Annotated in this window: 27 protein-coding genes; 25 read left to right on the top strand and 2 right to left on the bottom strand. The window is 37.5% G+C overall.

The genetic code is table 11. From position 1 onward, the window contains the following. Nucleotides 1-17 precede the first annotated feature (17 nt). The 11 genes from HMPREF1865_RS01595 (at nucleotide 18) to HMPREF1865_RS01545 (ending at nucleotide 12,968) form a co-directional block, all read left to right on the top strand. Nucleotides 18-1,259 (top strand): O-antigen ligase family protein, encoded by a 1,242-nt coding sequence (locus HMPREF1865_RS01595; protein ID WP_060918972.1) that lies wholly within the window; start codon nucleotides 18-20, stop codon nucleotides 1,257-1,259. After that, the gene (locus HMPREF1865_RS01590; RefSeq protein ID WP_060918971.1) at nucleotides 1,237-2,169 is read left to right on the top strand and encodes an ATP-grasp fold amidoligase family protein; all 933 of its coding nucleotides are present in this window, start codon (nucleotides 1,237-1,239) and stop codon (nucleotides 2,167-2,169) included. Before HMPREF1865_RS01595 ends, HMPREF1865_RS01590 begins: the two co-directional genes overlap by 23 nt. Then, the gene (locus HMPREF1865_RS01585; protein ID WP_230949591.1) at nucleotides 2,153-3,286 is read left to right on the top strand and encodes a CapA family protein; all 1,134 of its coding nucleotides are present in this window, start codon (nucleotides 2,153-2,155) and stop codon (nucleotides 3,284-3,286) included. Before HMPREF1865_RS01590 ends, HMPREF1865_RS01585 begins: the two co-directional genes overlap by 17 nt. Then, nucleotides 3,286-4,740: a lipopolysaccharide biosynthesis protein gene (locus HMPREF1865_RS01580; RefSeq protein ID WP_024061193.1), complete on the top strand. Its 1,455-nt coding sequence runs from the start codon at nucleotides 3,286-3,288 to the stop codon at nucleotides 4,738-4,740. The genes HMPREF1865_RS01585 and HMPREF1865_RS01580 overlap by 1 nt, the downstream gene beginning before the upstream one ends. Nucleotides 4,741-4,762: 22 nt before the next feature. Then, complete coding sequence (locus tag HMPREF1865_RS01575; RefSeq protein ID WP_024061192.1) at nucleotides 4,763-5,860, top strand: NAD-dependent epimerase/dehydratase family protein; 1,098 nt, start codon at nucleotides 4,763-4,765, stop codon at nucleotides 5,858-5,860. After that, nucleotides 5,861-7,027 carry a nucleotide sugar dehydrogenase gene (locus HMPREF1865_RS01570; protein ID WP_004696963.1) on the top strand — a complete coding sequence of 389 codons (1,167 nt, stop codon included), beginning with the start codon at nucleotides 5,861-5,863 and terminating at the stop codon, nucleotides 7,025-7,027. 36 nt (nucleotides 7,028-7,063) lie between these two features. Then, nucleotides 7,064-7,498, top strand: coding sequence for a VanZ family protein (locus tag HMPREF1865_RS01565; protein ID WP_004693407.1), 435 nt, complete (start codon nucleotides 7,064-7,066; stop codon nucleotides 7,496-7,498). Between the two features lie 288 nt (nucleotides 7,499-7,786). Further along, entirely contained in the window at nucleotides 7,787-8,590 is an 804-nt protein-coding gene (locus HMPREF1865_RS01560) for a tyrosine-protein phosphatase (protein ID WP_004697179.1), read from the top strand. Between the two features lie 244 nt (nucleotides 8,591-8,834). Next, complete coding sequence (gene nrdD / locus HMPREF1865_RS01555) at nucleotides 8,835-10,985, top strand: anaerobic ribonucleoside-triphosphate reductase (protein ID WP_004693410.1); 2,151 nt, start codon at nucleotides 8,835-8,837, stop codon at nucleotides 10,983-10,985. Nucleotides 10,986-11,229: 244 nt separating this feature from the next. Beyond that, nucleotides 11,230-11,727: an anaerobic ribonucleoside-triphosphate reductase activating protein gene (nrdG, locus tag HMPREF1865_RS01550; protein ID WP_012864186.1), complete on the top strand. Its 498-nt coding sequence runs from the start codon at nucleotides 11,230-11,232 to the stop codon at nucleotides 11,725-11,727. Between the two features lie 2 nt (nucleotides 11,728-11,729). Beyond that, nucleotides 11,730-12,968, top strand: coding sequence for a chloride channel protein (locus HMPREF1865_RS01545; RefSeq protein WP_012864187.1), 1,239 nt, complete (start codon nucleotides 11,730-11,732; stop codon nucleotides 12,966-12,968). Between the two features lie 93 nt (nucleotides 12,969-13,061). Here HMPREF1865_RS01545 and HMPREF1865_RS01540 read toward each other — a convergent pair whose 3' ends face one another. Continuing rightward, complete coding sequence (locus tag HMPREF1865_RS01540) at nucleotides 13,062-13,610, bottom strand: gamma carbonic anhydrase family protein (protein ID WP_004693416.1); 549 nt, start codon at nucleotides 13,608-13,610, stop codon at nucleotides 13,062-13,064. A gap of 21 nt (nucleotides 13,611-13,631) precedes the next feature. Continuing rightward, nucleotides 13,632-14,585 carry a nitronate monooxygenase gene (locus HMPREF1865_RS01535; protein WP_012864188.1) on the bottom strand — a complete coding sequence of 318 codons (954 nt, stop codon included), beginning with the start codon at nucleotides 14,583-14,585 and terminating at the stop codon, nucleotides 13,632-13,634. 547 nt (nucleotides 14,586-15,132) lie between these two features. On the opposite strand from HMPREF1865_RS01535, the gene HMPREF1865_RS01530 reads away from it, so the two are divergent. The 14 genes from HMPREF1865_RS01530 to HMPREF1865_RS01465 all read left to right on the top strand — a co-directional run bounded on the left by HMPREF1865_RS01530 (nucleotide 15,133) and on the right by HMPREF1865_RS01465 (nucleotide 26,315). Continuing rightward, on the top strand, nucleotides 15,133-15,267 hold the full coding sequence (locus HMPREF1865_RS01530) for a rubredoxin (protein WP_004693422.1): 135 nt from the start codon (nucleotides 15,133-15,135) through the stop codon (nucleotides 15,265-15,267). A gap of 100 nt (nucleotides 15,268-15,367) precedes the next feature. Beyond that, the gene (locus HMPREF1865_RS01525; protein ID WP_004693424.1) at nucleotides 15,368-15,880 is read left to right on the top strand and encodes a YceD family protein; all 513 of its coding nucleotides are present in this window, start codon (nucleotides 15,368-15,370) and stop codon (nucleotides 15,878-15,880) included. A 25-nt stretch (nucleotides 15,881-15,905) separates the two neighbouring features. Beyond that, entirely contained in the window at nucleotides 15,906-16,082 is a 177-nt protein-coding gene (gene rpmF / locus HMPREF1865_RS01520; protein WP_004693428.1) for a 50S ribosomal protein L32, read from the top strand. Nucleotides 16,083-16,387: 305 nt separating this feature from the next. Beyond that, complete coding sequence (fapR, locus tag HMPREF1865_RS01515) at nucleotides 16,388-16,948, top strand: transcription factor FapR (RefSeq protein WP_004693429.1); 561 nt, start codon at nucleotides 16,388-16,390, stop codon at nucleotides 16,946-16,948. 3 nt (nucleotides 16,949-16,951) lie between these two features. Beyond that, nucleotides 16,952-17,980 carry a phosphate acyltransferase PlsX gene (gene plsX / locus HMPREF1865_RS01510; protein ID WP_004693432.1) on the top strand — a complete coding sequence of 343 codons (1,029 nt, stop codon included), beginning with the start codon at nucleotides 16,952-16,954 and terminating at the stop codon, nucleotides 17,978-17,980. Beyond that, nucleotides 17,964-18,959, top strand: a complete 996-nt coding sequence (locus HMPREF1865_RS01505; protein WP_012864189.1) for a beta-ketoacyl-ACP synthase III — start codon at nucleotides 17,964-17,966, stop codon at nucleotides 18,957-18,959. The genes plsX and HMPREF1865_RS01505 overlap by 17 nt, the downstream gene beginning before the upstream one ends. A gap of 15 nt (nucleotides 18,960-18,974) precedes the next feature. After that, the gene (gene fabK / locus HMPREF1865_RS01500) at nucleotides 18,975-19,919 is read left to right on the top strand and encodes an enoyl-[acyl-carrier-protein] reductase FabK (protein WP_008600662.1); all 945 of its coding nucleotides are present in this window, start codon (nucleotides 18,975-18,977) and stop codon (nucleotides 19,917-19,919) included. A gap of 11 nt (nucleotides 19,920-19,930) precedes the next feature. Then, complete coding sequence (gene fabD, locus HMPREF1865_RS01495; RefSeq protein WP_060918969.1) at nucleotides 19,931-20,872, top strand: ACP S-malonyltransferase; 942 nt, start codon at nucleotides 19,931-19,933, stop codon at nucleotides 20,870-20,872. A gap of 1 nt (nucleotide 20,873) precedes the next feature. Continuing rightward, on the top strand, nucleotides 20,874-21,617 hold the full coding sequence (gene fabG, locus HMPREF1865_RS01490) for a 3-oxoacyl-[acyl-carrier-protein] reductase (RefSeq protein ID WP_021148004.1): 744 nt from the start codon (nucleotides 20,874-20,876) through the stop codon (nucleotides 21,615-21,617). A gap of 51 nt (nucleotides 21,618-21,668) precedes the next feature. Continuing rightward, a complete protein-coding gene (locus HMPREF1865_RS01485) occupies nucleotides 21,669-21,899 on the top strand; it encodes an acyl carrier protein (protein WP_004693441.1) in 231 nt (76 codons plus the stop codon). A gap of 77 nt (nucleotides 21,900-21,976) precedes the next feature. Beyond that, entirely contained in the window at nucleotides 21,977-22,933 is a 957-nt protein-coding gene (locus tag HMPREF1865_RS01480) for an NAD(P)H-dependent flavin oxidoreductase (RefSeq protein ID WP_008600668.1), read from the top strand. Nucleotides 22,934-22,968: 35 nt separating this feature from the next. Beyond that, entirely contained in the window at nucleotides 22,969-24,213 is a 1,245-nt protein-coding gene (fabF, locus tag HMPREF1865_RS01475; RefSeq protein ID WP_004693446.1) for a beta-ketoacyl-ACP synthase II, read from the top strand. After that, nucleotides 24,213-24,953: a ribonuclease III gene (gene rnc, locus HMPREF1865_RS01470; RefSeq protein ID WP_004693448.1), complete on the top strand. Its 741-nt coding sequence runs from the start codon at nucleotides 24,213-24,215 to the stop codon at nucleotides 24,951-24,953. The genes fabF and rnc overlap by 1 nt, the downstream gene beginning before the upstream one ends. A 171-nt stretch (nucleotides 24,954-25,124) precedes the next feature. After that, nucleotides 25,125-26,315, top strand: coding sequence for an elongator complex protein 3 (locus HMPREF1865_RS01465; RefSeq protein WP_060918968.1), 1,191 nt, complete (start codon nucleotides 25,125-25,127; stop codon nucleotides 26,313-26,315). Nucleotides 26,316-26,346 lie beyond the last annotated feature (31 nt).

The raw sequence follows: 26,346 nt of genomic DNA, 5'->3' as shown, positions 1-26,346 counted from the left end.
TGTAAGGAGGAGAACCATTGAAGTTAAATATTACGGCTCTTGCTGATCGCATGATATGGTTCATAACTCTAATCTTTTTAGTGTTGTCGTTGACCATTTCCTTTGCCCTTGGCGAAGCGAACTATGGTGCGTATGTATTATTTGTATGCTTATTTGGCCTCATCATTTTTTATCTTATACGAGAACAGGGTGTTATAAAACTGCGGTTTAATTGGATGCATGCTTATATGTTAATTTTTATTGGTGCTTGTTATCTAAGTGCGATTAATGCCACAGATGTTTCCGTAGCTATGAGCCGAAGTTTTGATATGGTCAAGATATTCTTTATGCTCATCATTTTATACATGTGTTATCAAGATAAGAAGTCGGTGGATACATTATTAAAGATTGGCATGTGGACAGGCTATATAGTTTGTTTCTATACTGTTTATTTCTATGGTTTAGATTATTTTATTACTGTTTTATCATCCTCAGCACGTATTGCTAATGATGCATTGAATGCGAATACGGTAGGGCTATTGGGGGCCAATGCTATTGTTATGACCTTGTATTATATGCTATACGACCGTCCTCGTTGGTGGCATATTATTGCATTACCAACACTTGGTATTTTAGCGGCTACAGGTAGTCGTAAGGCCTTAGTTTTTGTCGGTGTTGGTACAGTATTACTCTTTATTTTTAAAAGTTTTCGTAGTGCTAATGCGGTCAATTCTATTGTAAAAATTATTGGTTCCTTATTAGGTCTTACCATTATAGGTATTGCGGTATTGCAATTGCCGATGTTCTCTGAAGTATTAGACCGAATGTCTAACATGGTAGAAGCCTTTACAGGCACAGGGGGGGACTCATCCACTATTATTCGGTTAGCTTTGGTAGATATTGGATGGGACTTATTTTATCAATCTCCCATAACTGGTGTAGGTATCAATAATCCATCTGTATATACTTTTTTCGTGTATGGCAAAGATAATTACTACTTGCATAACAATTATATTGAGTTATTAGCTGGCACGGGTGTCATTGGTTTACTAGCCTATTATTCAATGTATCTCTATGTGGCTTATAATTTAATTCGCTATCGTGATATCCATAATAATGAATATATAATGGTACTCATTCTATTCCTTTCACAGATTGTTATGGATATGGGTATGGTTTCTTATGAAAGTAAGAGCACTTATTTTTATATGATGTTGTTTTATTTAGAAGTGCAACTGCTTCGGAAAGGACGAAAACATGAAGTTCAGCAAATTGTGTAATGTTGGCATGTCCTTTTTAACAAAACCTTACTATCGTATGAGGGTATTAATTAAATCGGGTTATTATGACTCTTTGTCTGATGAAGACTTTTTGAAGAAGGTATTTCCTAAGTATATGGGATACCCTTTAGATCTAGAAAATCCAAAAACTTTCAGCGAAAAGTTACAATGGCTTAAGGTTAATTTTAGAGACCCAATACAAACAGTGATGGTTGATAAACATGAAGCTAAACATTTTATTGCTCAACGTGTAGGAAATCAGTATATAATACCTACGATTTCCGTATGGAACTCTGTAGATGATATTGATCTTGATAGATTGCCTAATCAATTCGTTTTGAAATGTACACATGATAGTGGAGGCATCGTTATTTGTAAAGATAAATCAACACTTGATTGGGAAGCAGCAAAAGCTAAATTAAGAACATTCTTAAAACGGGATTATTCACGTATTGCTAGAGAGTGGCCTTATAAGAATGTTCCTCGACGTATTATCGGAGAGGAATATTTGTCGAAGTTAGGTAGCAATGACATATTAGATTATAAGATGTATTGCTTTCATGGTGAACCAAAGTTAACAGTAGTATGTTCTAATCGTTTTTCTAAAACAGGAACGCGTATGAACTTCTATGATATCGATTGGAATCCTATGGGAATTCATTTTGGACATTATCCACCGTTACCTACAGAGTTTCCAAAGCCAGATACATATGGTGAAATGCAACAGGTTGCGATGGAGCTTAGCAAAGGGTGTCCATTTTTGCGTGTTGATTTTTATGAAATTAAAGGGCATATATTTATTGGAGAATTAACATTTTTTCCTGGTGCTGGATTTGAAAGATTTCGTCCTATGTCAAAGGATTATGAATTAGGAGAGTGGTTACATCTTGAGAATGTACATCGGGGCTGATTTAGTTCCTACGGATATTAATAAAACATTATTTGAAAACGGTAATGGAGAAGCTTTTGTAGGAAAAGAGCTTTATGAAATTTTGAAGCAATCGGATTTAAATGTTTTCAATTTAGAGGTTCCTCTTACTGATATAGAGACACCCATCGTAAAATTTGGTAATAATTTAATTGCGCCTACAAAAACAATTAATGGATATAAGGCATTAGAGCCGTTATTTTTAACACTGGCTAATAACCACTCCTTAGATCAAGGGGTGGAAGGGTTGACGACAACATTAAATTTGTTGAAGCAGCATAAGATTGCTCATGCTGGAGCTGGAGCTAATTTGAAAGAGGCTAAGAAGCCATTTATCTTTGAAAAAGATGATATACGTATTGGATTCTATCTTTGTACAGAGAACGAGTTTACTATGGCTACTTGTCATACAATGGGGGCTAATCCTTTTGATGTGCTAGAAAGCTTTGACGAAGTAAAAGTTTTAAAGGCACAATGCGACTACGTCATCGTTCTATATCACGGCGGCAAGGAATTCTATCGCTATCCATCTCCTATGCTACAGAGATATTGCCGTAAATTTGTCGATAGTGGAGCGAATCTCGTTATCTGTCAACATAATCATTGTGTAGGGTCTCGCGAAGATTACCAGGGGGGCACTATCATTTATGGACAGGGAAACTTTATTTTTAATTCCGACTTTTATGTAAATCATCAGGAATTTGTGAAAGATGCAATACTAGTTACTGTAGATGTAACTAAGGATGATTTTGTGGTGTCTGAATTGCCTATTCGTAGAACTGATAATGGTACACGATTAGCTACAGAAGTTGAAGCTACAGAAACATTAGAGGCTTATAGAAAACGTAGTGAAGAAATTAAAGACCCTCACTTTGTGACTCAAGCATATAAGGCCTTTTCTGATACACATGTAAAACGTTATTTGCGTGAGTTTTTAGGTAGATCATTTATTGTACGCGCTATTAATGCTTTATTGGGCCGAAAATTGGTAGAACTTATTTTGGGCAAAACGAGTTATTTAGCAATACAAAATTATTTGGAATGTGAAGCTCATCATGAACTATTCTTGAGAGGCATTAAGAATATCAATAAGAAATAATGGATACTAAAATCGTAGCTGCTGCTAAATGGTCTGTTATTACAGAGGTTTTGGCAAAGCTTATCACACCACTGACAAATATAATATTGGCTCATATGTTAGCACCGACTGCATTCGGCATATTGGCGACGATTATGATGGTTATATCTTTTGCGGAAATGCTTGCTGATGCGGGTTTTCAAAAATTTCTTGTTCAGCATGAGTTTGAAAGTACCCAAGATAAGCAAGAGGCCACAGATGTGGCCTTTATTGCCAACCTAGTGTTTTCTCTAGTTTTATGGGGCGCTATCATAATCGGTCGTGATGAATTGGCCGTATTAGTAGGTAATGATGGCTTAGGTATACCTTTAGCCGTGATGGGCGCTATGATTCCTTTATCTGCTTTTAGTAGTGTCCAAATGGCATTGTATCGAAGAGATTTTAATTTCAAGTTTCTTTTAAATATTAGGCTCATAACAATTCTTACACCTATATTGATATCTATACCAATGGCGCTTATGGGGTACGATTATTGGTCTTTAATTGCTGGTATGCTAGGGTCTCAGTTATTTACGGCGTTGGCATTATTAAAGAGTCGGAAGAATCAAATTCATCTGTTTTTTAGTAGTCGCGTCTTTATGAACATGTTTAACTATAGTGCATGGTCTTTAGCTGAAGCATTTTCTATATGGCTCACTGCTTGGGTGGATACATTCATTATTAGCCGTTTTTTAGATGCCTATTATTTGGGTATATATAAGATGCCAATGGCTATTGTTACGACTGTAATGGCTATGGCTACAGCATCTTTGGCTCCTGTATTATTCGCGGCTTTAAGTCGTGTGCAAAATAATCAACAGGCCTTTTCGAATACATTCTTTACATTCCAACGCTATATGGCTCTATTTTTGGTACCTCTAGGTGTAGGCTTATTTGTATTTCAAGACTTTGTTGTTCAGCTTTTACTAGGGCCACAATGGACGTTAGCGGGCATTGTATTAGGTTCCTGGGCATTGAGTTCGGCTATTATGACTGTAACAGCTAATTTGATTTCCGAAATATTTCGTGCAAAAGGGATGCCTAATCTATCATTTTGGGCTCAAATATTACATCTAGTAGTTTTAATACCAGTTATCTATATTTGTATTCAATATGATTTCAGTACCTTTGTATATGCTCGATCGTTAGTAAGAATGGAAATGCTAGTGGCTTCTATGTTGCTACTGGCTTTATTTGTCAATATGAGTGCATTTCGCATAATATCTAATATCAGTGTATATCTCATTACAGCATCTATAGTTGGGTTAATTGCCTATAGTATTTTACATCTCTATGATGCAGTATGGTGGACCGTCGTCTGTATGCTTTTATGTGTTGTATTATATGTGGCTATTTTATACGTCATTCCATCTGAGCGCATAATTATTGCTTCTGGCTATAAAAAAGTCTTAAGTAAAGTAAAACGACATAATTAACAGAACTATGAAAGGAGTACATATGCTTTCAAAAAATGTAGATTTAAACAACACGGTAATCCTTGTAACGGGTGCCGCTGGATTTGTAGGGGCTAACTTAGTTATGTCTCTTTTATCTGAAGCAGAAGGGACTCAAATTATTGGCATAGATTCTGTTAATGATTACTATGATGTAGCATTGAAAGAGTATCGATTGCAACAGATTGATGAACTTAGCAAAGATAATAAGAATATATGGATTTTTAAAAAAGGGAATATTGCAGATAAGTCCTTTGTTGATGAAATTTTTGCTATCTATAAACCACGAGTTGTAGTGAATCTAGCAGCTCAAGCAGGGGTTCGTTACTCTATCACTAACCCCGACGCCTATATCGAGTCTAATATTATTGGATTTTATAATATTCTAGAAGCTTGTCGTCATTCTTATGACGATGGTGAAAGAGGTGTAGAGCATTTAGTGTATGCATCATCTTCTTCTGTATATGGTGCAAATAAACAAATCCCATACTCTATAGATGATAAAGTAGATAATCCTGTATCTCTTTATGCAGCTACAAAAAAGTCAAATGAGTTATTGGCTTATTCGTATGCTAAATTATATAACATCCCTAGCACAGGGCTTCGTTTCTTCACTGTATACGGCCCTGCAGGTCGTCCAGATATGGCATACTTTGGTTTTACAAATACATTACGTAATGGTGGGACAATTAAAATTTTTAACTACGGCAATTGTAAGCGTGATTTCACCTATATCGATGATATCGTAGAAGGCGTTTCTAAGGTTATGTCTACTGCACCAGAGCGTCGCAATGGTGCGGATGGCTTGCCGGTTCCACCGTACGCTATTTATAATATCGGCAATAGCAACCCAGAAAATTTACTTGATTTTGTGCGCATTCTTTCAGAGGAATTGGTTTCTGCTGGCGTATTGTCAGAAGATTATAATTTTGAGGAGCATAAAGAATTAGTACCCATGCAACCAGGGGATGTGCCTGTTACATATGCTGATACAAGTGCGTTAGAAGCAGATTTTGGCTTTAAACCTAATACAACCTTACGAGAAGGGTTAAAGCGTTTTGCCATATGGTATAAAGATTTCTATATGATGGAGGGCAAATAAATGAAAATTGCAATTGCTGGTACAGGTTATGTAGGCCTTTCCAATGGTGTGTTGTTAGCTCAACACAATGAAGTGGTGGCCCTCGATATCATCCCAGAAAAAGTAGATATGTTAAATCGCAAAGAGACACCTATTGTAGATGCTGAATTGCAAGAGTATTTAGCTACTAAGGAGTTAAACTTCAAAGCTACACTTGACCCAGTAGAAGCTTTTAACAGTGCAGATTATGTTATCATTTCGACACCTACAAATTATGATCCTCAAAAAAACTTTTTCGATACATCTTCTGTTGAACAAGTTATTAAAACTGTGCTAGAGATTAATCCTGATGCAGTAATGATTATTAAATCAACTGTACCGGTAGGCTATACGGTACAAATGCGTAAAGAATTTAATACGGAGAATTTAATTTTTTCGCCAGAATTCTTGCGTGAAGGTAAAGCCTTATACGATAATTTACATCCATCCCGTATTGTTGTGGGCGAGGATTCTGACAGAGCACGTCGTTTTGGCCAATTACTAGCGGAAGGTGCTATTAAAGAAAATATTCCACAATTATATACTGATTCTACGGAAGCGGAAGCAATTAAATTGTTTGCTAATACGTATTTAGCATTACGTGTAGCGTATTTCAATGAGTTAGACTCCTATGCTGAAGTACGTGGCCTTAGCACAAGTCAAATCATCAAGGGGGTTTGTTTAGATCCTCGTATTGGAGATTTTTATAATAATCCTTCCTTTGGTTATGGTGGTTATTGCTTGCCAAAAGATACAAAGCAATTATTAGCTAACTATAATGATGTACCACAAAACTTAATTTCTGCCATTGTCGATGCGAATAGAACACGTAAAGATCATGTGGCAGATACTATTATTGCTAAAAATCCGAAAATTGTTGGTATCTATCGCTTGACCATGAAGATGAACTCTGATAATTTTAGAGCATCAGCCATTCAAGGTGTTATGAAGCGTATTAAGGCGAAAGGGATTGCTGTGGTAGTATATGAACCTACACTAGATGCAGAAGATTTCTTTAATTCGCCAGTTATACGTAATTTTGAAGATTTTAAGCGTGTTAGTGATGTCATTGTAGCTAATCGCTGGGATAGTAGCTTAGAAGGTGTAAAAGATAAAGTTTATACAAGAGATATTTTTGATAGAGATTAATACAGCTATATGTATTGTGGCGTTTAGGAGAGTAGTATGAAACGTTGGATACTATATATTGTGTTATGTCTAATTGTGTTTTTTATATGGGATAATTCCTTGCAAAATGGAGGAACCTCTGATGGGTTTAGTCTTATTTTTGCAAAGTGGATTGCCCCTATAGCTAATAAATTAGGCTTTTACGGAAATATATGGGCCTTAAATAGGATTATTCGAAAATTAGCCCACCTTACAGAGTTCACAATCCTTGGTGGTGTTTTATATGTAGTTCTACGCCGCTATATTGAATATGGCACAGTAGTAAAAACAATAGGAGTGGGTATAGTAATAGCTAGTCTAGATGAATTTATACAATTATTTTCTCTAGGACGCAGCTCTCAACTGTCTGATGTACTGATTGATACAGTTGGTATAATCATCGGTATATCGGTAGTGAAATTAACTTATTATATTAGTCATGATAAAAGATAAAAGTACATTTAAAAATTAAATAATTATTAATATAATAATGTGTAAAATATGACTCATAATTGTAGAGATTATGGGTCATATTTTATGAAGAATAAATGAATATATAAAAAATGTATTAAATGAACATATAATAATTTATTTATTTTTATAGAAAAACCACTATACAAGCGACTGGTCCCTTGTTATAATCGTGAATATAAAATGAATTATAAACTTAAATGAGAAGAACATGAACTTTATAAAAGAGGTCGGTTTTGAAAAGAAAATCGAAAGTAGAAGGGAAAGATTATGAGTCGCGTGGTTGATTTACATGGTTGCATTTTGCCAGCTGTGTTAGGTCCACAAGGGCCTCAAACAATGGCAGAATCAGTAAAAATGATTAAGTCCTTGTCTGAACAAGGTATTACAGATATTTTTAGTACGCCTGATGTAACAGTATCTATGGATCTGAACACATGGAATGCTATGAACTCTTTAGTTAATGAAGTAAAAGTTATGGTTAAGGAGCAACAAGTAGATATAACTATTCACAGTGGAGCTCGCGTAATGCTTTGTGATGAAATGGTTGCATATATAGCTTCTCATCGCAATCAATATACGTTGGGAGATAGCCATTTTATATTAGTTGCTCTTCCACAAAATAGCAAAGTGCATCATATTAATGCGTGGTTATTAAGTCTACTAGATATGGGGCTTGTACCTATTATTAGTGAAGTAGAAACTTATGGACAATTATTTACTAAACCTGAACAATTACTAGCATGGGTTGATAGAGGTATTTTGATTCAATGTAATATGGCATCTTTTGATCATGGTAACGCTAACTATGATAGGGCCATTGAATTATATCGAAATGGTTTAATTCATTTCTTTGGTACTGGTTACAGCGATGGCTGTGATGTTGAGGCGTACCAAGGTTATGTGGAAGCAATTTCTGAATTAGACAATACGTATAAAAAAGATTTGTTGCCAAATATCCATCTTAATGAACGCGACCTCTTAGCTAATCGCACATTTTATCCTTCTGTCCCATCTAGTTGGGTGGGGAAAAAGGGTAATTTCTTAACTCGTCTATTTGGCTTTGCATTATAATTTATATAGGTTCTTTTATCCATGTCATATTGGCATAGATAGAGGAACCTATTTTTACTTTATATTGTATTTAGGGTTGAAAACAACCACCATATATAGTATACTGAGAGGGCAGTAAAAATAGAGGGGTTTTCTAATAATTCTTTACATTTTTACATATAAATTTATAAAAAGTGTGATTAGACATACTTTTTATACTTCTTAACATATATTTTGGCAGTAACAAGATGGGGAGGTTGCCAATATGTTGCAGGTCATTAAGCGTGATGGCACGAAGGTACCATTCGACAAAAACAAGATTGCTTTGGCTATTGAAAAAGCTGAACATAGTAGTACTGGGTTGTACGAAGAGGGCTTGGCACAGCGTATTGCAAATGAAATTGAGGAATATGCTACTAAGCTTCAAAAAGACATGACAATTTATGCTATTGAAGATCAAGTGTATTATAAGTTGATTGAGTATCATAATCCTGCAACGGCACGTGCCTATGAAGGTTACAAAGCTGTTCAAGCTTTTAAACGCCGTCAAAATACAACTGATGATGATGTAATTGGTTTATTAGATCGTAGTAATATCAGTGTTCTTGATGAAAATTCTAATAAGGATGCTGCTATTGTATCTACCCAACGGGATTTAATTGCTGGTGAAGTATCTAAGGATATTGCTCGTCGTAAATTGATTCCTACCGATATTTTGGAAGCCCATGATAGTGGAGCTATCCACTTCCATGATATGGATTATATTATTCAACCTATGTTTAACTGTTGCTTGATTAATTTGGAAGATATGCTTACAAATGGCACAGTAATCAATGGTAAGAAAATCGATACACCTAAGTCTTTCCAAGTTGCTTGTACTGTAACAACACAAATCATTGCACAAGTAGCATCTGGTCAATATGGTGGTCAAAGTATTAATGGTATTGACCGTATTTTGGCACCATTTGTACGTAAATCTTATGAAAAAATCCTCAATAATGTTATTGAAGAGCAAGTTGAGATTTATGGCATGGAGCCTAATATGGAAAAGGCTCGTGAAATAGCGTGGAAACGTACGCGTAAAGAGGTTAAAGATGGTATCCAAACTATTCAATACCAAATCAATACATTGATGACCACAAATGGTCAATCTCCATTTGTTACATTATTTATGTATTTCCAACCAGACTATGAATACGCGAAGGAAGCGGCTCTTATTACAGAAGAAATTTTGCGCCAACGTATTAAAGGTGTAAAAAACGAAGCCGATGTATATATTACACCAGCCTTTCCTAAGTTGATTTATGTTCTTGATGAGCATAATGTAACACCAGATAGTCCATACTATTACTTAACTGAATTGGCAGCACAATGTACGGCTAAGCGCATGTACCCTGACTATATTTCTGCAAAGAAAATGAAGGAAAACTACTCAGGTAATGTCTTTAGTCCTATGGGCTGTCGATCCTTCTTATCTCCTTGGAAGGATGAAAATGGTGAATACAAGTTTGATGGACGTTTTAACATTGGTGTAGTAAGTTTAAACTTACCTCAAATTGGCATTCTAGCCCGCGGTAGTGAAGAACGATATTTTGAAATTTTAGATAAACGACTTGAGTTGGCAGAAAAAGCGCTAATGCTTCGTTATGAATTACTTAAGGACGTAGTGAGTGATGTGTCACCAATCCATTGGCAACACGGTGCTATTGCAAGACTTAAAAAAGGCGAGAAAATTGCCAAATTCTTGACTGGCGGTTATGCGACTATTTCCTTGGGATATATTGGTATTTATGAAGCAACTCGCTTAATTACCGGTGAATCGAATACAGGCGAGAAAGGTCGCGTTTTTGCGATGAAGATTATGGATCGCTTAAATGCAGCTGTTGATGAATGGCGAGTTAAACATAACATGGGCTTTGCATTATATGGTACACCTGCTGAAAGTTTAACCCATCGATTCTCTTCTTTGGATCGCGCTCGTTTTGGTATTATTGAGGACATTACGGATAAGGGTTATTATACTAATAGTTATCATGTAAGCGTACGAGAAGAGATTAATGTATTTGATAAGTTCTCCTTTGAATCTGAGTTCCAAAAGAAATCTACAGGTGGCTGTATTTCCTATGCAGAAATTCCTAATATGACTAATAATATTCCAGCTGTTTTGACTATGATTCAATATATTTATGATCATATTTCTTATGCTGAATTTAATACCAAGTCTGACTATTGTCACGAATGTGGCTTTGATGGAGAAATTAAGGTAAATGAACATAACGAGTGGGAATGCCCTCGTTGCCACAATACAAATCGCGATAAATTAACTGTTATCCGTCGTACTTGTGGATACCTTGGCGAAAACTTCTGGAATGAAGGGCGCACAAAGGAAATTAAAGATCGTGTAATGCACATTTAAGATTATTAGAGGTATAGTTTTAATAATTATCCTGTATATTAAGCATATTAAGATAAACTGTTATATAGATTAATATAATTATCATAGACATCTAATGATGTGGGATACGATTTTAGTTCTAAATACGATAGTTTTAAATGGTAAAAGCTGTGCCTAAGGCACAGCTTTTACTGTATATATGAGAAATTGAAATATATCTATATAGTGTTGATTAAAGTTGATAGGCACTACTATGGAGGTTATGATGAGATATGGGCAAATAAGACAATATGATATTGCCAATGGAGAAGGGATTCGTACATCTATATTTGTAACAGGTTGTACACATTGTTGTTATAATTGTTTTAATGAAGAATACCAAGATTTTAATGCTGGTAAGGTATGGACGCAAGCTGAGACAGATTTAGTGGTTTCCTATGTGAAGAATCCTACATGTTCAGGTTTAACATTATTAGGTGGGGAGCCATTTCAAAATGTACAAGGCTTATTACCGGTGGTGAGAGCTGTTCGAGCAGCGGCGCCAAAAAAGAAGATTTGGGCCTATTCCGGCTATGAAATAGATGATATCTTAGAAGATGAGTTGCGAAGTGCTTTATTACAAGAAATCGACATTCTCGTAGATGGCCGCTTTGTAGATGAACTTAAGGATCCTGCTTTGCGCTTCAGAGGTTCTTCAAATCAGCGTATCATTGATGTTAAAAAGACATTAGCGGCTGGGGAAATTGTATTAGCGATGGAGTAAATATGATATATGATAAACGATTTATAGGACTCATTATTATAGTTGGCTTTATAGCAGGGCTAGTAGGGGCTTCCTATACGTATTTATTACATGGAATCCAACATTTCGTATATAATTACTCCTCTGCTGATCATCTGAGCTTTGGTGCAGCTGTGGCCCGAGTATCACCGATAGAACGATTAATACCCTTAATCGTCTGTGGCGTGATAGGTGGCGTAGGTTGGGTTTTGATTCACAGATATGGTAAAGGCGTTGTAGATATAAAAACGGCAGTTTCTGGTAAAATGGATATGAATCCAATTACTACTGTTTTACATGCAACACTGCAAATAATTACGGTAGGTATTGGTTCTCCATTAGGTCGAGAAGTTGCACCACGTGAGGCTAGCGCTGGTATTACTACCTTTTTAGTTAAACATTTTGATATAAAACAAGAAGACCGTCAATTATTAATTGCATGTGCTGCAGGCGCTGGTTTAGCTGCAGTTTATAATTCACCATTATCTGCGGCAATTTTCACATTAGAAACTTTGCTTCTTACTTGGAATATACGGGCTATGAGTGCAGCCCTCTTATGTTGTGGTTTGGCTACATTTGTGACGCGACAAGCTGGTGTAGGAGATGTTATACAATATACAATGGCACAACCCAGTTTGGGAAGTCATTATGTAGAGTTTTCTATCGTTTTAGGCGCTATTATTGCAATTGGTGTTGTTTTATTTAATATTACACAAAGTAAGCTACCCGCCATTCATCGTAGTAGTCCTGTAATGATTCCCATTTCTATCGTAGCATTTACACTAATTGGTGTTTTAGCTATGTATTTTCCTGAAATTCTTGGAAATGGTAAAGCAGGCAATGAGTTGACTTTTACGAACGATATCACATGGACATATGCATTGGGTTTATTTGGATCCAAATGGGTAGCTGTTTTACTTGCTTTGGCCGCTGGTGCATATGGTGGTCGTATTACACCATCTATGATGTTAGGTAGTACTTTGGGGATCGTATTTGGTACCGTATGGGCTATTGCTATAGCGCCAGTATCTTTGGGAATGTCTGCTTTTGTGGGGGCCGTAGTATTCTTAGGCCTTGCACAAAAAATGCCTATGACATCTTGTGTATTTATGCTTGAATTATCTCGTTTCTCTGTAGAGATGTTGTTTCCTATAGCTTTAACAATGGGGACAGCCCTTATGGTAGAGCAAATTATTCAATCAAAATTAAATAGCGCTAAGTAGCAATAAATAACAGTTAATAAAAGTTAAATATAATATATAGAAAAGAAGCGGATAGTTGAGTTAATCAGCTATCCGCTTTTAATGTATATGTAATTATACGATTTTGGCGTTCTTATCGTATTCCTCGCCACCCGCATCAGGAAGCATGCCATATTCTACAGTCCACAAGTGTTTATATTTTAGTGCTTGATTGTGAATACGTTCGATTTGCGTTTCATCTGTACGAGCTATGCGAGCTGGGATTCCAACAACTAAAGAATTAGGTGGGATTACAGTGTTCTCCTTTATGACTGCACCAGCAGCAATAATAGAGCCAGAGCCAATATGACAACCGCTCAATACAATAGCGCCCATTCCAACTAATACATTATCTTCAATGGTACTAGCGTGTACTATTGCACCATGGCCAATTGTTACGTAATCTCCAAGAATGCAAGCCCTGTCGTCATCAACGTGTAATACAGAGTTATCCTGTACATTGGAATAGCGACCTACTACAATTTTATTTACATCACCGCGAAGTGCGCAGTTTTGCCAAATTGAAGCATATTCTTTTAGTTCAACATCACCTGCAAGTTCTGCACCAGGCATAACACAACTTTTGGGATCTAATTTGGGGTATTTTCCGTGAAATGGTAACATAAGGAACTCCTAATTTATTAACTATACGATTTCAATAAGACGTTGTGCTTTACGAATAGACATGATAGCTTCGTTCATTACTGTTTGTACTATAGTGTGAGCAGGTTCAATAGTAGTAAGTCGGTTTAAACCTTGTCCAACTTGTACAGCACCATTTATAACATCACCATCGATAGCAGCACGTTTGTTAGTACCTTGGGACATTTTGGTGCGTTCTTCAGGAGTAGTGACACCATCTGTTTCGGCAGCTAAGTAACGTGTAGTGAATTCGTTTTTCAAGCTACGTACTCCACCGTGACCGGAGAGGAGACCCGTTACAACAGAGTCTGTATCTGTGGCTTTGATAATTGCTTCTTTCATATTTATGTGGGCTTGGCATTCTTCAGCTAACAAAAAACGGGAACCCATTTGTACACCCTCAGCACCCATCAACAATGCTGCTGCAATACCACGACCATCTACGATAGCGCCTGCTACAACAACAGGAATGGAAATCTCAGGTAAAATATTTTCCATCAAGGACATGGTTGTTTGGCTACCAATATGTCCACCAGCTTCCATACCCTCAATAATAATTGCATCAGCACCAGCTTCTTCAATGCGTTTAGCAAGTTTTAGAGATGGGACAACAGGGATAACTTTAATGCCTGCATCTTGCAATGGTTTAATATATGGTACAGGATTGCCTGCTCCAAGTGTTACAAATGCAGGCTTTTCTTCAATGATAATATCCACTAATTCGTCTTTATTGGGAGCCATTAACATGAGATTGACTCCGAAAGGCTTATCCGTTAAGTCTTTACAGGCACGAATCTCGTTGCGCGTCCATTCTGCATCACGACCACCAAGAGCAATTACACCTGTAGCACCTGCATTAGCTACGGCAGCAACTAGTTTGTGTTCAGATACCCAAGCCATAGCACCTTGGATGATAGGGTATTCGATTTGTAAAAGTTGTGTTAACGCTGTTCTCATAAAGCCTCCTATGATAACAATTAGATTTACTGAAACTTTATTATACCTTTATACGAGAATTTTATATAAGAATGATTTTATTTTCTTATATAAAATTAGAGTATTAATAAAGTCAAGAATATTCATCAGTATATACTTATATACTAAAGAGATTAAGCGTAATATTATTTGGAGATTATATGTAGTCACATAATCTCTTCTCTATATAATAGTATAATATAGTAATTATGTACACCTTAGATAAGGTTATTATAGTTATTTATTTAAACAATATGCTTTCAAAATTAATTTCCAATTATTAGATTAAAATAAAATATTCAGTAGTAGTCTAAAGATAAAAAACTAAATGATAATATATTTCAAATGAGTTAAGTAGTAGAAAACCGCATAGTATCTATGATTATTAAATATTATAAAAAATGAGAAAATAAGAAAATGAGTATTGAAAAGTTTCGATGTCTTTGATATACTACATTACAGATAGAGTATCTGAATTAATTAAAGATAAACATTAAACAATAATTTTCAAGTGAAGGAGGAAATACACATGGAAAAATATGTATGCGTAGTATGTGGTTGGGTTTATGACGAAGCTGTTGAAGGCGTAAAATTCGAAGATCAACCAGCTGATTATGTTTGCCCAATTTGCGGTGTTGGTAAAGACCAATTCGAAAAAATGTAATTGACTTACCAAAAGGCTATCTTGAGTCCACTTGAGATAGTCTTTTTTATTTGACAAAGCACCATGTCATGTTTATAATATTATGAGTCGAGGTAAGATTATGAAACTGCAAGTAGAGCAAGCAAAAGAACATATAGGAAAGAAATTTCCTTATAGCTATACGATATCAGCCTCTGAGCTTGGTGACGTAACTGCTTTTCCTTGGAGCCGTCATGATATAACCATTAGTGGTGAGTTTTGGTTTGATGGTCAAAATTACATCGTTCAAGGTTCGATTCAGTCTAAAGGCGATTATGATTGTTCCCGTTGTTTAAATACCACAGAACATTATCGAAAAGATTTCTTTGAGGAAATCTTTAGTGATTGTCGAGATGCTGCAGATGATGTGAATTCTTTTGATGGAGAAGAAATTGACTTAACTGAACTAATTAGGGATACATTAATCATCAATGAGCCCTCTCAAGTGTTATGTCAGGATGATTGCAAAGGATTGTGCGTTCATTGCGGAGCAAATTTAAATGTTTCACCTTGTTCTTGTGAATCCTTTGTGGTGGATCCTCGATTTGCAGAGTTACGTGCTTTGCTTGATGAGAAAGATGATAGATTATCCTAATGATTGTACTAAGGAGGTGCAGATAATGGCAGTACCTAAACGTAGATTGTCTAAATGCCGTCGCGATCGTCGTCGTGCTAATTGGAAATTAGAAGCTCCTGGTTATGTAGCATGTCCACAATGCCACGAACCTAAGATGCCTCATCGTGTTTGCCCTACATGTGGTCACTATAAAGGTGAACAAGTAGTAGCTAATGCTTAATATGTGAGCAGAGAGAGACGCCTACTTTGTAGGCGTCTTTTTTATATGCTTTCAAAATATACACTCATATTTTTATATGTTTCGTTATCAATAACAAGTGTCACTATTTTATAGTAAGATTATTCTATAAGATGGTGACACATTTTTATTTTTTATAAACAATAATACTAAAATATAAAAAAACAACTATATTTTGTATATGCTATGAAAATATCTTACTATATGTATGAAAAGTCTTGCCAATAAGGGAATTATTGTATATACTTAGGATGTAATATTAATACTAGGTCATAAAAGGTGGTCCCATGAGTCGGTTAAAGAAGCAAGAGCGCCAGAAGCAGTTACAAGAAAAACTGAATATTACGCCATTTCTTACTGATGAAGAATTGGCAACACACTTTGGTGTAAGTGTGCCAACAATTCGTCTCGATCGACTAGAATTGGGTATTCCTGAATTGCGTGAACGCATTCGTGTTATGGCTACAGGTCAATCACATGAAATGGCAGAACATGTATCATATGAAGTGGTTGGCGAATTGATTGATGTCACCGAGGGGCACCAAGCATTATCTATGTTGCGTACTACGGCTGATATGGAAGATCAATTCGGATATGTAGAACCGCAGTATTTATATGCGCAAGCAAATTCCCTTGCAAAAGTGGTTATGGGGACGACTGTTTGCTCTGCGGAAGTTGGAAATATAAAATATAAAAACCCGGTAGGATCTGGTACTAATTTGGTAGCGAAAGCAGAAATTGTTCGTCGCCGAGGTAATAAGTTCTTTATTTGGGTTATAATAAGAGATAAAATAAAAGAAGTGTTTCGCGCAAAATTTATTATGGAATCCGTAGAGAATAGGGTGTAAATTATGAAAATTGCAATAGACGCCATGGGTGGCGACTTTGCTCCAATGGAGACTGTACTTGGATCCATTGAAGCCGTACGAGCAAATCAACACATTGAAGTGGTGCTCGTCGGCGATGAGCAGCAAATTTTTGATATATTAGAAGCTAATAATGAAGCTAAGAATCCACGTATTTCTGTACATCATGCTAGCCAGGTAATCGGCATGGATGAACATCCAGGTCAAGCATTGCGCAAGAAAAAAGATGCATCTGTTGTGGTCGCTACTTCGTTGGTTCGCGATAATCGTTGTGATGCTGTAATTGCTCCGGGGAGTACGGGAGCTGCTGTTGCAGCGGCTTTGTTTGGTCTCGGTCGCATTAAGGGCATTGACCGCCCTGTCATTGCAACTCCAATGCCAACGGTAAGTGGTATAACAGTTATGTTAGACTCTGGTGCAAATTCTAATAGTAAACCTAAACATCTTGTACAAGGTGCTTTAATGGGGTCTGAATACGCTAAGCTTTTATTAGGAAAAGAAAATCCTACTGTAGGATTGTTAAATATTGGTGAAGAGGCCACAAAGGGGAACGATGTCGTATTGGCGACGTATCCGATTTTGGAGGGTATGAAGACTATCAATTTTAAAGGAAATATTGAAGGTCGTGATATTCCTAAAGGTGCCGTTGATGTTGTCGTATGTGATGGCTTCGTAGGCAATGTGGTACTTAAATTTGCGGAAGGTTTAGTAACAGGTCTTACGCAATTAGTAAAGGATAGTATCATGGCAGGAAGTATTTTCGCCAAGATAGGAGCTATGCTTGTAAAGCCAGCTTTGAAAAAGATGGCAAAACGTTTGGATCACACAGAAAATGGTGGTGCTCCGCTCTTGGGAGTTAATGGGGTATTCATGATTGCTCATGGTAGTTCTAAAGCAAAAGAAATAAAAACTGCTATTGAAATTGCTAGTGATTTAGTAGAGCGTAAAATTATTCAACACATAAGAGAAACGATGGATATTGAAGGAGCCTTAAAGTATGACTATGATGAATAAACCTGTAGGAATCATTGGTACTGGGAGCTTCCTTCCTGACAATGTAGTAACAAACTTTGATCTTGAAAAAATGGTTGATACCAATGATCAATGGATTAGAGAGCGTACGGGTATAGAAGAACGACGCATTGCACCGGAAGGTATGAATACATCCTATATGGCGACAGAGGCAGCAAAAAAAGCTATGCAAATGGCTAATGTCACTGCAGAGGAAATCGACATGATTATCTTTGCTACCTTAACACCAGATATGATTATTCCTTCGGCAGCTTGTGTATTGCAAGCGAACTTAGGCGCCAAAAACGCTGCAGCCTATGATTTACAAGCGGCATGCTCTGGGTTTGTATATGGATTGATTACTGCCGCTAGTTATATTAGTTCTGGTATTTATAAAAAAGTACTCGTCGTGGGGGCGGAAATCCTTTCCCGTCGAGTAAACTGGAATGATCGTGGTACATGTATCCTCTTTGGTGATGGTGCTGGGGCTGCAGTAGTATCTGAAGTACCTGAAGGCTATGGCATTAAAGGTATTGACATGGGCGCCGATGGCACTGGCGGACCAGCGCTTTGCATTCCTGCAGGTGGCACTGCTGTGGTGGCAAATGATCAACGCGTAGAAGAGGGCTTAACATTTATTCATATGGATGGCCCTGAAGTATATAAATTTGCCGTTAAAACGATGGGGCGTACGGTTTTAAAATCCTTAGAACGCGCTGGTATGGAGTTAAACGAATTAGATTACTTCATTCCTCATCAAGCGAATATTCGTATTATTGATTCGGCAGCCAAACGTTTACATCTGCCAATGGAAAAAGTTTTTGTTAATTTACATAAGTATGGTAATACATCTGCCGCGTCTGTAGCGATTGCACTTGATGAAGCTAATCGCGAGGGACGTTTCAAACGCGGTGATAATGTTGCGTTTGCAGGATTTGGTGCAGGCCTAACATGGGCAAGCCTGGTCTTGAAATGGTATTAAGGAGGACACATCAAGATGATTAAGACTGACATTTGTGATTTATTGCAGATTGAGTATCCAATCTTTCAAGGTGGTATGGCTTGGCTCGGTACTGCAGAATTAGCGGCAGCCGTTTCTGAAGCTGGTGGACTTGGGATTATTGGTGCTGGTCATATGCCTCCTGATATTTTCCGTAATGAAATCCATAAATTAAAAGAGCGCACTAGTAAGCCTTTTGGCTGTAATATCATGCTCATGTCTCCATTTGTAAAAGAGGTTATGGAAGTAGTCGTGGAAGAACGTGTTCCTGTTATCACTACAGGTGCAGGTAATCCTGGTGTTTATGTTCCCGCTTTGAAAGAAATTGGTACAAAAGTTATTCCTGTAGTTGCATCAGTATTACTAGCAAAGCGCTTATTACGTGGTGGTATTGATGCAATTATTGCTGAAGGTACAGAGTCTGGTGGTCACGTAGGTGATATTACAACTATGGCATTAATTCCTCAAGTAGTTGATGCTGTAGATGTACCAGTTATTGCTGCCGGAGGTATTGCAGATGGTCGTGGTATGGCTGCGGCATTTGCATTAGGTGCTAAAGCGGTACAAATGGGGACACGATTCGTATTATCCGAAGAATGTATTGCCCATGAAAATTATAAAAACGCTGTATTGAAAGCAAAAGATCGTGCTACAGTTATGACTGGTTTAACAACAGGTCATCCTGTACGTATTATAGATAATGCGTTAGCTCATAAATATAAATCCCTTGAATTCAGTGGTGGATCTAAAGAGGAATTGGAAGCATTAGGTGCTGGTACACTTCGTTTAGCTGCTATTGAGGGTAATGTAAAAGAAGGTTCTGTAATGATCGGTCAAATTTCTGGTATGTTAACAGATGTTAAACCATGTGAAACTATCATTAAAGATATTATGACTGAAGCTGAAACTGTGATTAAGAATCTTCAAGGTCTTAGTAAATAAGGAGGCCCCTAATGAAAACGGCATTTGTTTTTCCTGGTCAAGGTTCTCAAAAAGTAGGCATGTTACAAGATTTGTATAATGCGTACCCTATTGTGAAACAACGTTTTGAAGAAGCTGACGAGGCACTTGGTTATTCTATCAGTAAATTATGCTTCGAAGGTCCTGATACAGAGCTCGTTAAAACAGCAAATACACAACCAGCTATTTTGACTGCATCCGTAGCTTGTTATGAAATTCTAAAAGAACAAGGCTTTACGCCTGACATCGTAGGCGGGCATAGTCTTGGTGAGTATAGTGCTCTAGTAGCAGCCGGTGTATTGAACTTTAAAGACGCAGTATATGTAGTTCATAAACGCGGTGAATATATGCAAGAAGCTGTGCCATTGGGTAAAGGCGCTATGGCAGCAATTTTGGCATTACCTCGTGAGCAAGTTGTAGAAATTTGTGAAGATGTAAATGCTTCTGTAGGTTCTGTACAAGCAGTTAATTTCAATTGCCCTGGACAAATCGTTATTGCCGGTGAAACTGCAGCGGTGGAAACAGCAGCTGAAAAAATGAAAGAAGCAGGAGCAAAACGCGCAGTAATGCTTCCGGTAAGTGCTCCATTCCACAGCCGTTTGATGGAACCCGCAGCTCTTCGGTTAAAGGAAGAGTTGGATAAGATCCAAGTGTGTGATGCACAAATTCCTGTAGTTGCAAATGTTACTGGCAAGATTTTGACTAATGCAAATGACATTAAAGAGTCCTTAGTTACTCAAGCCGCTAACCCTGTCTTGTGGGAAGATTGTGTAGCTGAAATGGTAAACTTTGGTGTTACTCGCTTTGTTGAAGTGGGGCCTGGGAAAGTACTCACAGGTTTTACTAAAAAGATCAACAAAGATATGGAATTAGCTAATGTTGAAGACATTGCATCCTTAGAGAAAACGCTTGAATTTTTGAAGGGGGTTCGATAAAATGCATTTAGAGGGTAAAGTAGCCATTGTAACTGGCGCATCCCGTGGCATTGGTCGCGCTGTAGCTATCAATCTAGCACAATCTGGTGCTGATATTGTAGTAAACTATAGCGGTAGCGAAGGTGCAGCACAAGAAACTGTTGAAGCTGTACAAGCGTTAGGCCGAAAAGCCATTAAATTTAAAGCTAATGTAGCAAATGCTGATGAAGTTGCTTCCATGGTGGAAGAAGCTCATAAAGAATTTGGTCACATTGACATTCTCGTAAATAATGCGGGTATTACGCGTGACGGTTTGTTGATGAGAATGAAAGACGAAGATTTTGATGCTGTAATTGATATCAACCTTAAAGGTGTATACTTAGTAACTAAAGCAGTATCTAAAATCATGATGAAACAACGTTCTGGTCATATTATCAACATGACATCTGTTGTAGGTGTTATGGGTAATGCTGGTCAAACTAACTACGCTGCTTCTAAAGCGGGCGTAATTGGTTTTACTAAGTCCTGTGCTAAAGAATTGGCTAGCCGTGGTATTACAGTTAATGCTATTGCTCCAGGCTTTATCAACACAGATATGACCGATGTATTACCAGAAAAAGTTAAAGAAGCTATGGTTACTGAAATTCCATTGGGCCGTATGGCTGATGCTGAAGAAGTAGCAACAGTAGTAACATTCCTTGCTAGCGATTTTGCTAATTATATTACGGGTCAAGTCATCAATGTTGATGGTGGCATGGTAATGTAGTTGTAAAATTAGACTATATATAAATACACTTTGAAAGGAGGTGAACCACTAATGAACACTTTCGATAAAGTTAAAGCAATCGTTGTGGAACAATTAGGCGTTGATGAAGCTGAAGTTACCATTGATTCTACATTCATCGACGACTTAGGCGCTGACTCCTTAGATATCGTTGAATTGATCATGGCATTTGAAGAAGAATTCAATGTTGAAATCCCTGACGACGTTGCAGAAAAAATTAAAACCGTTAAGGATACAGTAGAATATATTGATTCTGCTAAATAAGCTGTAAAGCTAACAATTCAACCGAACGGGAGGCCGAGTGGCCTCCCAACCGGTTTTATTTACAGGAGGATTTGATAGTGAAGCTCCCTGAACTTCGCATTGGGAATCTAGTGGCCAAAGTACCTATTATTCAAGGTGGTATGGCGATTAGATTGTCTACAGCTCGCTTGGCAGCAGCCGTTGCAAATGAAGGTGGTATCGGCCTTATTGCGGCATCGGGCTTGCCTTTCGATGAATTACGATACGAAATACAATTAGCTAGAAAATTATCACCTACGGGTATTATTGGTATAAATGCGATGGTAGCAGCAACTCAATTTGCTGGCTTAGTAAAGACTGCCATCGAAGAAGGCATTGATCTTGTAGTAGCAGGTGCTGGTTTTTCAAGAGATATGTTCGCAATGGGCAAAGAGTCTGGTACTCCTATTGTACCAATTGTTTCGTCCGCAAAATTAGCTCGCATTTCTGAAGGTTTAGGTGCTGCAGCTGTAATCGTAGAAGGCTGTGAAGCTGGTGGACACTTGGGGACGGATCGTTCCGCTCGAGAAATCGTTCCCGAAGTTGTAGCAGCGGTAAAAAACATTCCAGTAATTGCTGCTGGTGGTGTTCTAGATGGCCGTGATATCGTTGAAATGTTAAAAATTGGTGCTAGTGGTGTTCAAATGGGTAGCCGTTTTGCTGCTTCTGATGAATGTAATGCATCTGATGAATTGAAAAAAATGTATGTACGAGCTACAAACCCTGAGGATATAGTATTGATTCAAAGTCCTGTTGGTTTGCCTGGTCAAGCAATAAAAAACAAATTTGCTGAATCTGTTTTAGATGGTACTGTAGCGCCTCCAACGGTGTGTGATAACTGTTTAAAACATTGTTCCCATAAATTCTGCATTATCCGTGCTCTTTCTCGCGCACAACAAGGTGATGTGGAAACGGGGTTGGTGTTCTCTGGCAATAATATGAGAAAAGTCGATAGGATTATGCCAGTTAAAGATATCTTTGCTCAATTAAAACAGCAAGTAGCAGAGATCGATTAATTTAAAGGGCTGTATAGCTATAAGAGGTGGAATAATTGGAAAAACGTGTAGTAATTACTGGCTTAGGGGCAGTGACTCCTGTAGGTATCGGTAAAGAGAACTTCTACAATGCGTTATTGGCAGGTCAATCTGGTATTGGGCCGATTACACGCTTTGACGCATCTGACTATGCAACACGCATTGCGGGTGAAGTAAAAGATTTTGATATTACAAACTATGGGGTAGACAAGAAAGAAGCTCGTCGTATGGACCGTTCTGTAGAATTTGCTATCGGTGCAGCTGTTCTTGCTTGTGAAGATGCTGATCTTGATTTAGATAAAGCAGATTTAGATCGCTGTGGTACTGTAGTTGGTACAGGTATAGGCGGCATTGACTCTATCCATGAGGTGTATGAAACATTATTCGAAAAAGGTCCTGGCCGTGTAAGTCCATTTGCAGTACCTATGATGATTGCAAATATGACATCTGCACGCGTATCTATTCGCCTTGGTCTTAAAGGTCCAGTTATTACAGACGTAACTGCTTGTACTTCTGGTACAAATGCGATTGGCGATGCATTCCGTATCATCCAACGTGGAGATGCTGATGTGATGTTTGCTGGTGGTACTGAGGCTGCGGTATCTCCGGCTGCTGTAGCTGGTTTTGCGGCTATGAAAGCTATGTCTACACGCAATGATGAGCCAACAAAGGCGTCCCGTCCATTTGACCGTGACCGTGATGGTTTCGTAATGGGTGAAGGTGCTGGTATCGTAGTTCTTGAAGAATTAGAACACGCAAAAGCACGCGGTGCGCATATCTATGCTGAAGTTGTGGGCTATGGTAGCAATGGTGATGCTTACCATATCACTGCACCAGCTCCAGGTGGTGTTCAAGCTCGTAAATGTATGGAATTAGCAATTAAAGATGCAGGTATTGATCCTAAAGACGTTAACTACATCAATGCTCATGGTACATCTACTGGCCTTAATGACCAAAATGAAACATTGGCTATTAAAGAATTGTTCGGCGATCACGCTAAAAATATCGCTGTTAACTCTACTAAATCCATGACAGGTCACTTATTGGGGGCTGCTGGTGCTATTGAAACTATCGTAATGGCGATGGCGATTGAAACTGGTAAAGTTCACCCTACAATTAACTGTGACAATCCTGATGAAGGTTTGGATCTGGACTATGTTCGTGAAGGCGCACGTGAACTTCAAGTAAAATGTGCACTTTCTAACTCTTTCGGTTTTGGTGGTCATAACGGTACACTTTGCATTCGCCGTTATGAAGCTTAATGGTTACTATCGAAACGCATAAGAGTAAGATAACACAAGCTCGTGAAGAATCTCTTCATGAGCTTGTTGCTCGTTTAGACATACCTGTGTCAGATATATCCATTATAGATTGTGCTTTTACACATACTTCTTATGCGAATGAACATAAATCAAAGCATATTCATCACAATCAGCGATTAGAGTTTTTAGGCGATGCTGTTTTGGATCTTATTATTGGGGAATACCTATTTAAGACATATCCAGATATGGCTGAAGGTAATTTAACGAAAATTAAGGCCGCTACAGTGTGTGAGGATTCTTTAGCATCTGTGAGCCGTTCTTTGCAACTAGGACAATATTTATTGCTTGGTCATGGAGAACGCGCTTCCGGTGGTAACGATCGAAACTCTATATTAGCGGATACCTTTGAGTCTCTCATCGGTGCCATTTATATTTCTACAGATTATCAAACGGCTATGGCCTTTGTTTTAAAGCATTTAACTACCTATATCATGCAAGCCTTAGAAGGTAAGCGGGGCAAAGATTATAAGACATTATTACAAGAATATGTGCAACGTGATGGGGATAAACATATTGTCTATCATTTGCTCAGTGAAAGTGGTCCCGATCATGCTAAAACCTTCCATATGGAGGTTGAAATTAATGGTGTTACTTATGAGGCCGGCTCTGGTAAAAGTAAAAAAATTGCAGAACAACATGCGGCTCAATTGACTTTAGAAAAGTTGATGGCTGATAAATAGAAAAGCGCCGAATGGCGCTTTTTTTTGTATAATAGTATGTGAGTAATATATAGTATGTGAGTAATAATCTATATAATGGTAGATGAATAATGATCTATATAATGATAGATGAACAATAATCTATATAATAATAGATGAATAATAATTTTTACATAAGAAGAGGAGGTGTCTATGAAACCATTTGGTATGATTCCCTTTTTTATACCTCACGTAGGTTGTCCTTATGTGTGTACATTTTGTAATCAATCTCGTATTACGGGCCAATCTGGTATTAGTCACCTAACTCCAGAATATATACAACAAACAATTAAAGACTATGTAGGCACAAAACGGTGCGAGAAGTTTTGGGAGGTTGCCTTTTATGGGGGATCATTTACGGCTATTCCTAAAGATTTACAACATAAATTATTAATGCCTGCCTATGAAATGCTTCAACGGGGAATCATTGATGGCATACGTTGCTCTACAAGACCTGATGCTGTAGGTGATGAAGCGATTACATTATTACAGTCTTATGGAGTAAAAACTGTAGAACTTGGCGTGCAGTCTATGAATGATGGTATTTTAGTCGATGCTAAGAGGGGTCACACGGCACAAGAGGTAGTAGAGGCTGTTGCACGATTAAAACAGCATGATATGACCGTTGGAGTTCAACTTTTACCAGGACTAAAAGGTGAGACCTGGCAAACAATAATAGAAACGGCCATTGCGGTAGTCGCATTACAACCTGATTTTATACGTATCTATCCCGTACTAGTTATAGAAAATACAGAGCTAGCCGACCAGTATAGAGCTGGAGAATATGAACCACTAAGTACTGAGCTAGCTATACAGTATTGTGCATTTTTAAAAAATTGGTTTGAACAGCATGGTATTGAAGTCATTCGCACGGGATTACAAAGTACAGAAGAATTAGATTCCGGTAATAGCTTAGTGGCAGGTCCATATGAGCCAGCTATGGGGGAGCTAGTTGTGAATGAACAATATAAGCAGCGAATTGAACGTTGTATTGATGAGCATGTATCTCAGTATAAGTACTCACTAAGTAACGATTGTTTTAATCTAACTGAATACGCTACTTATGAAAATCTAGGATTTAGTAGAGTTAATGCTGATAATACTGGATGTAAAGATAAGACTAATAATGATAAAACAAACTATATTGGGAATAATAGTATTGCAATAAAACATAATATTATTATTTCTTATCCTAGAAGCTTAACATCTAAGGTGAGAGGGCTTAAAAATAGAAATGTATTATATTTCGCTGAACTATATCCACAATATAGTATAAGTTGGTGTGAAGAAAGTACGAGAAATACCGTTCGTTGCTGTATTGATGGCCTACAATATGTGTTATAATAGAAGATATGATTATTTAGGGTTGTTAGTA

This window comes from Veillonella parvula (genome assembly GCF_001553335.1).
Taxonomy (GTDB): Bacteria; Bacillota; Negativicutes; order Veillonellales; family Veillonellaceae; genus Veillonella; species Veillonella parvula_S.
Note: the sequence above shows the minus strand (reverse complement) of the source record. Positions and strands in the feature narration are given on the sequence as shown.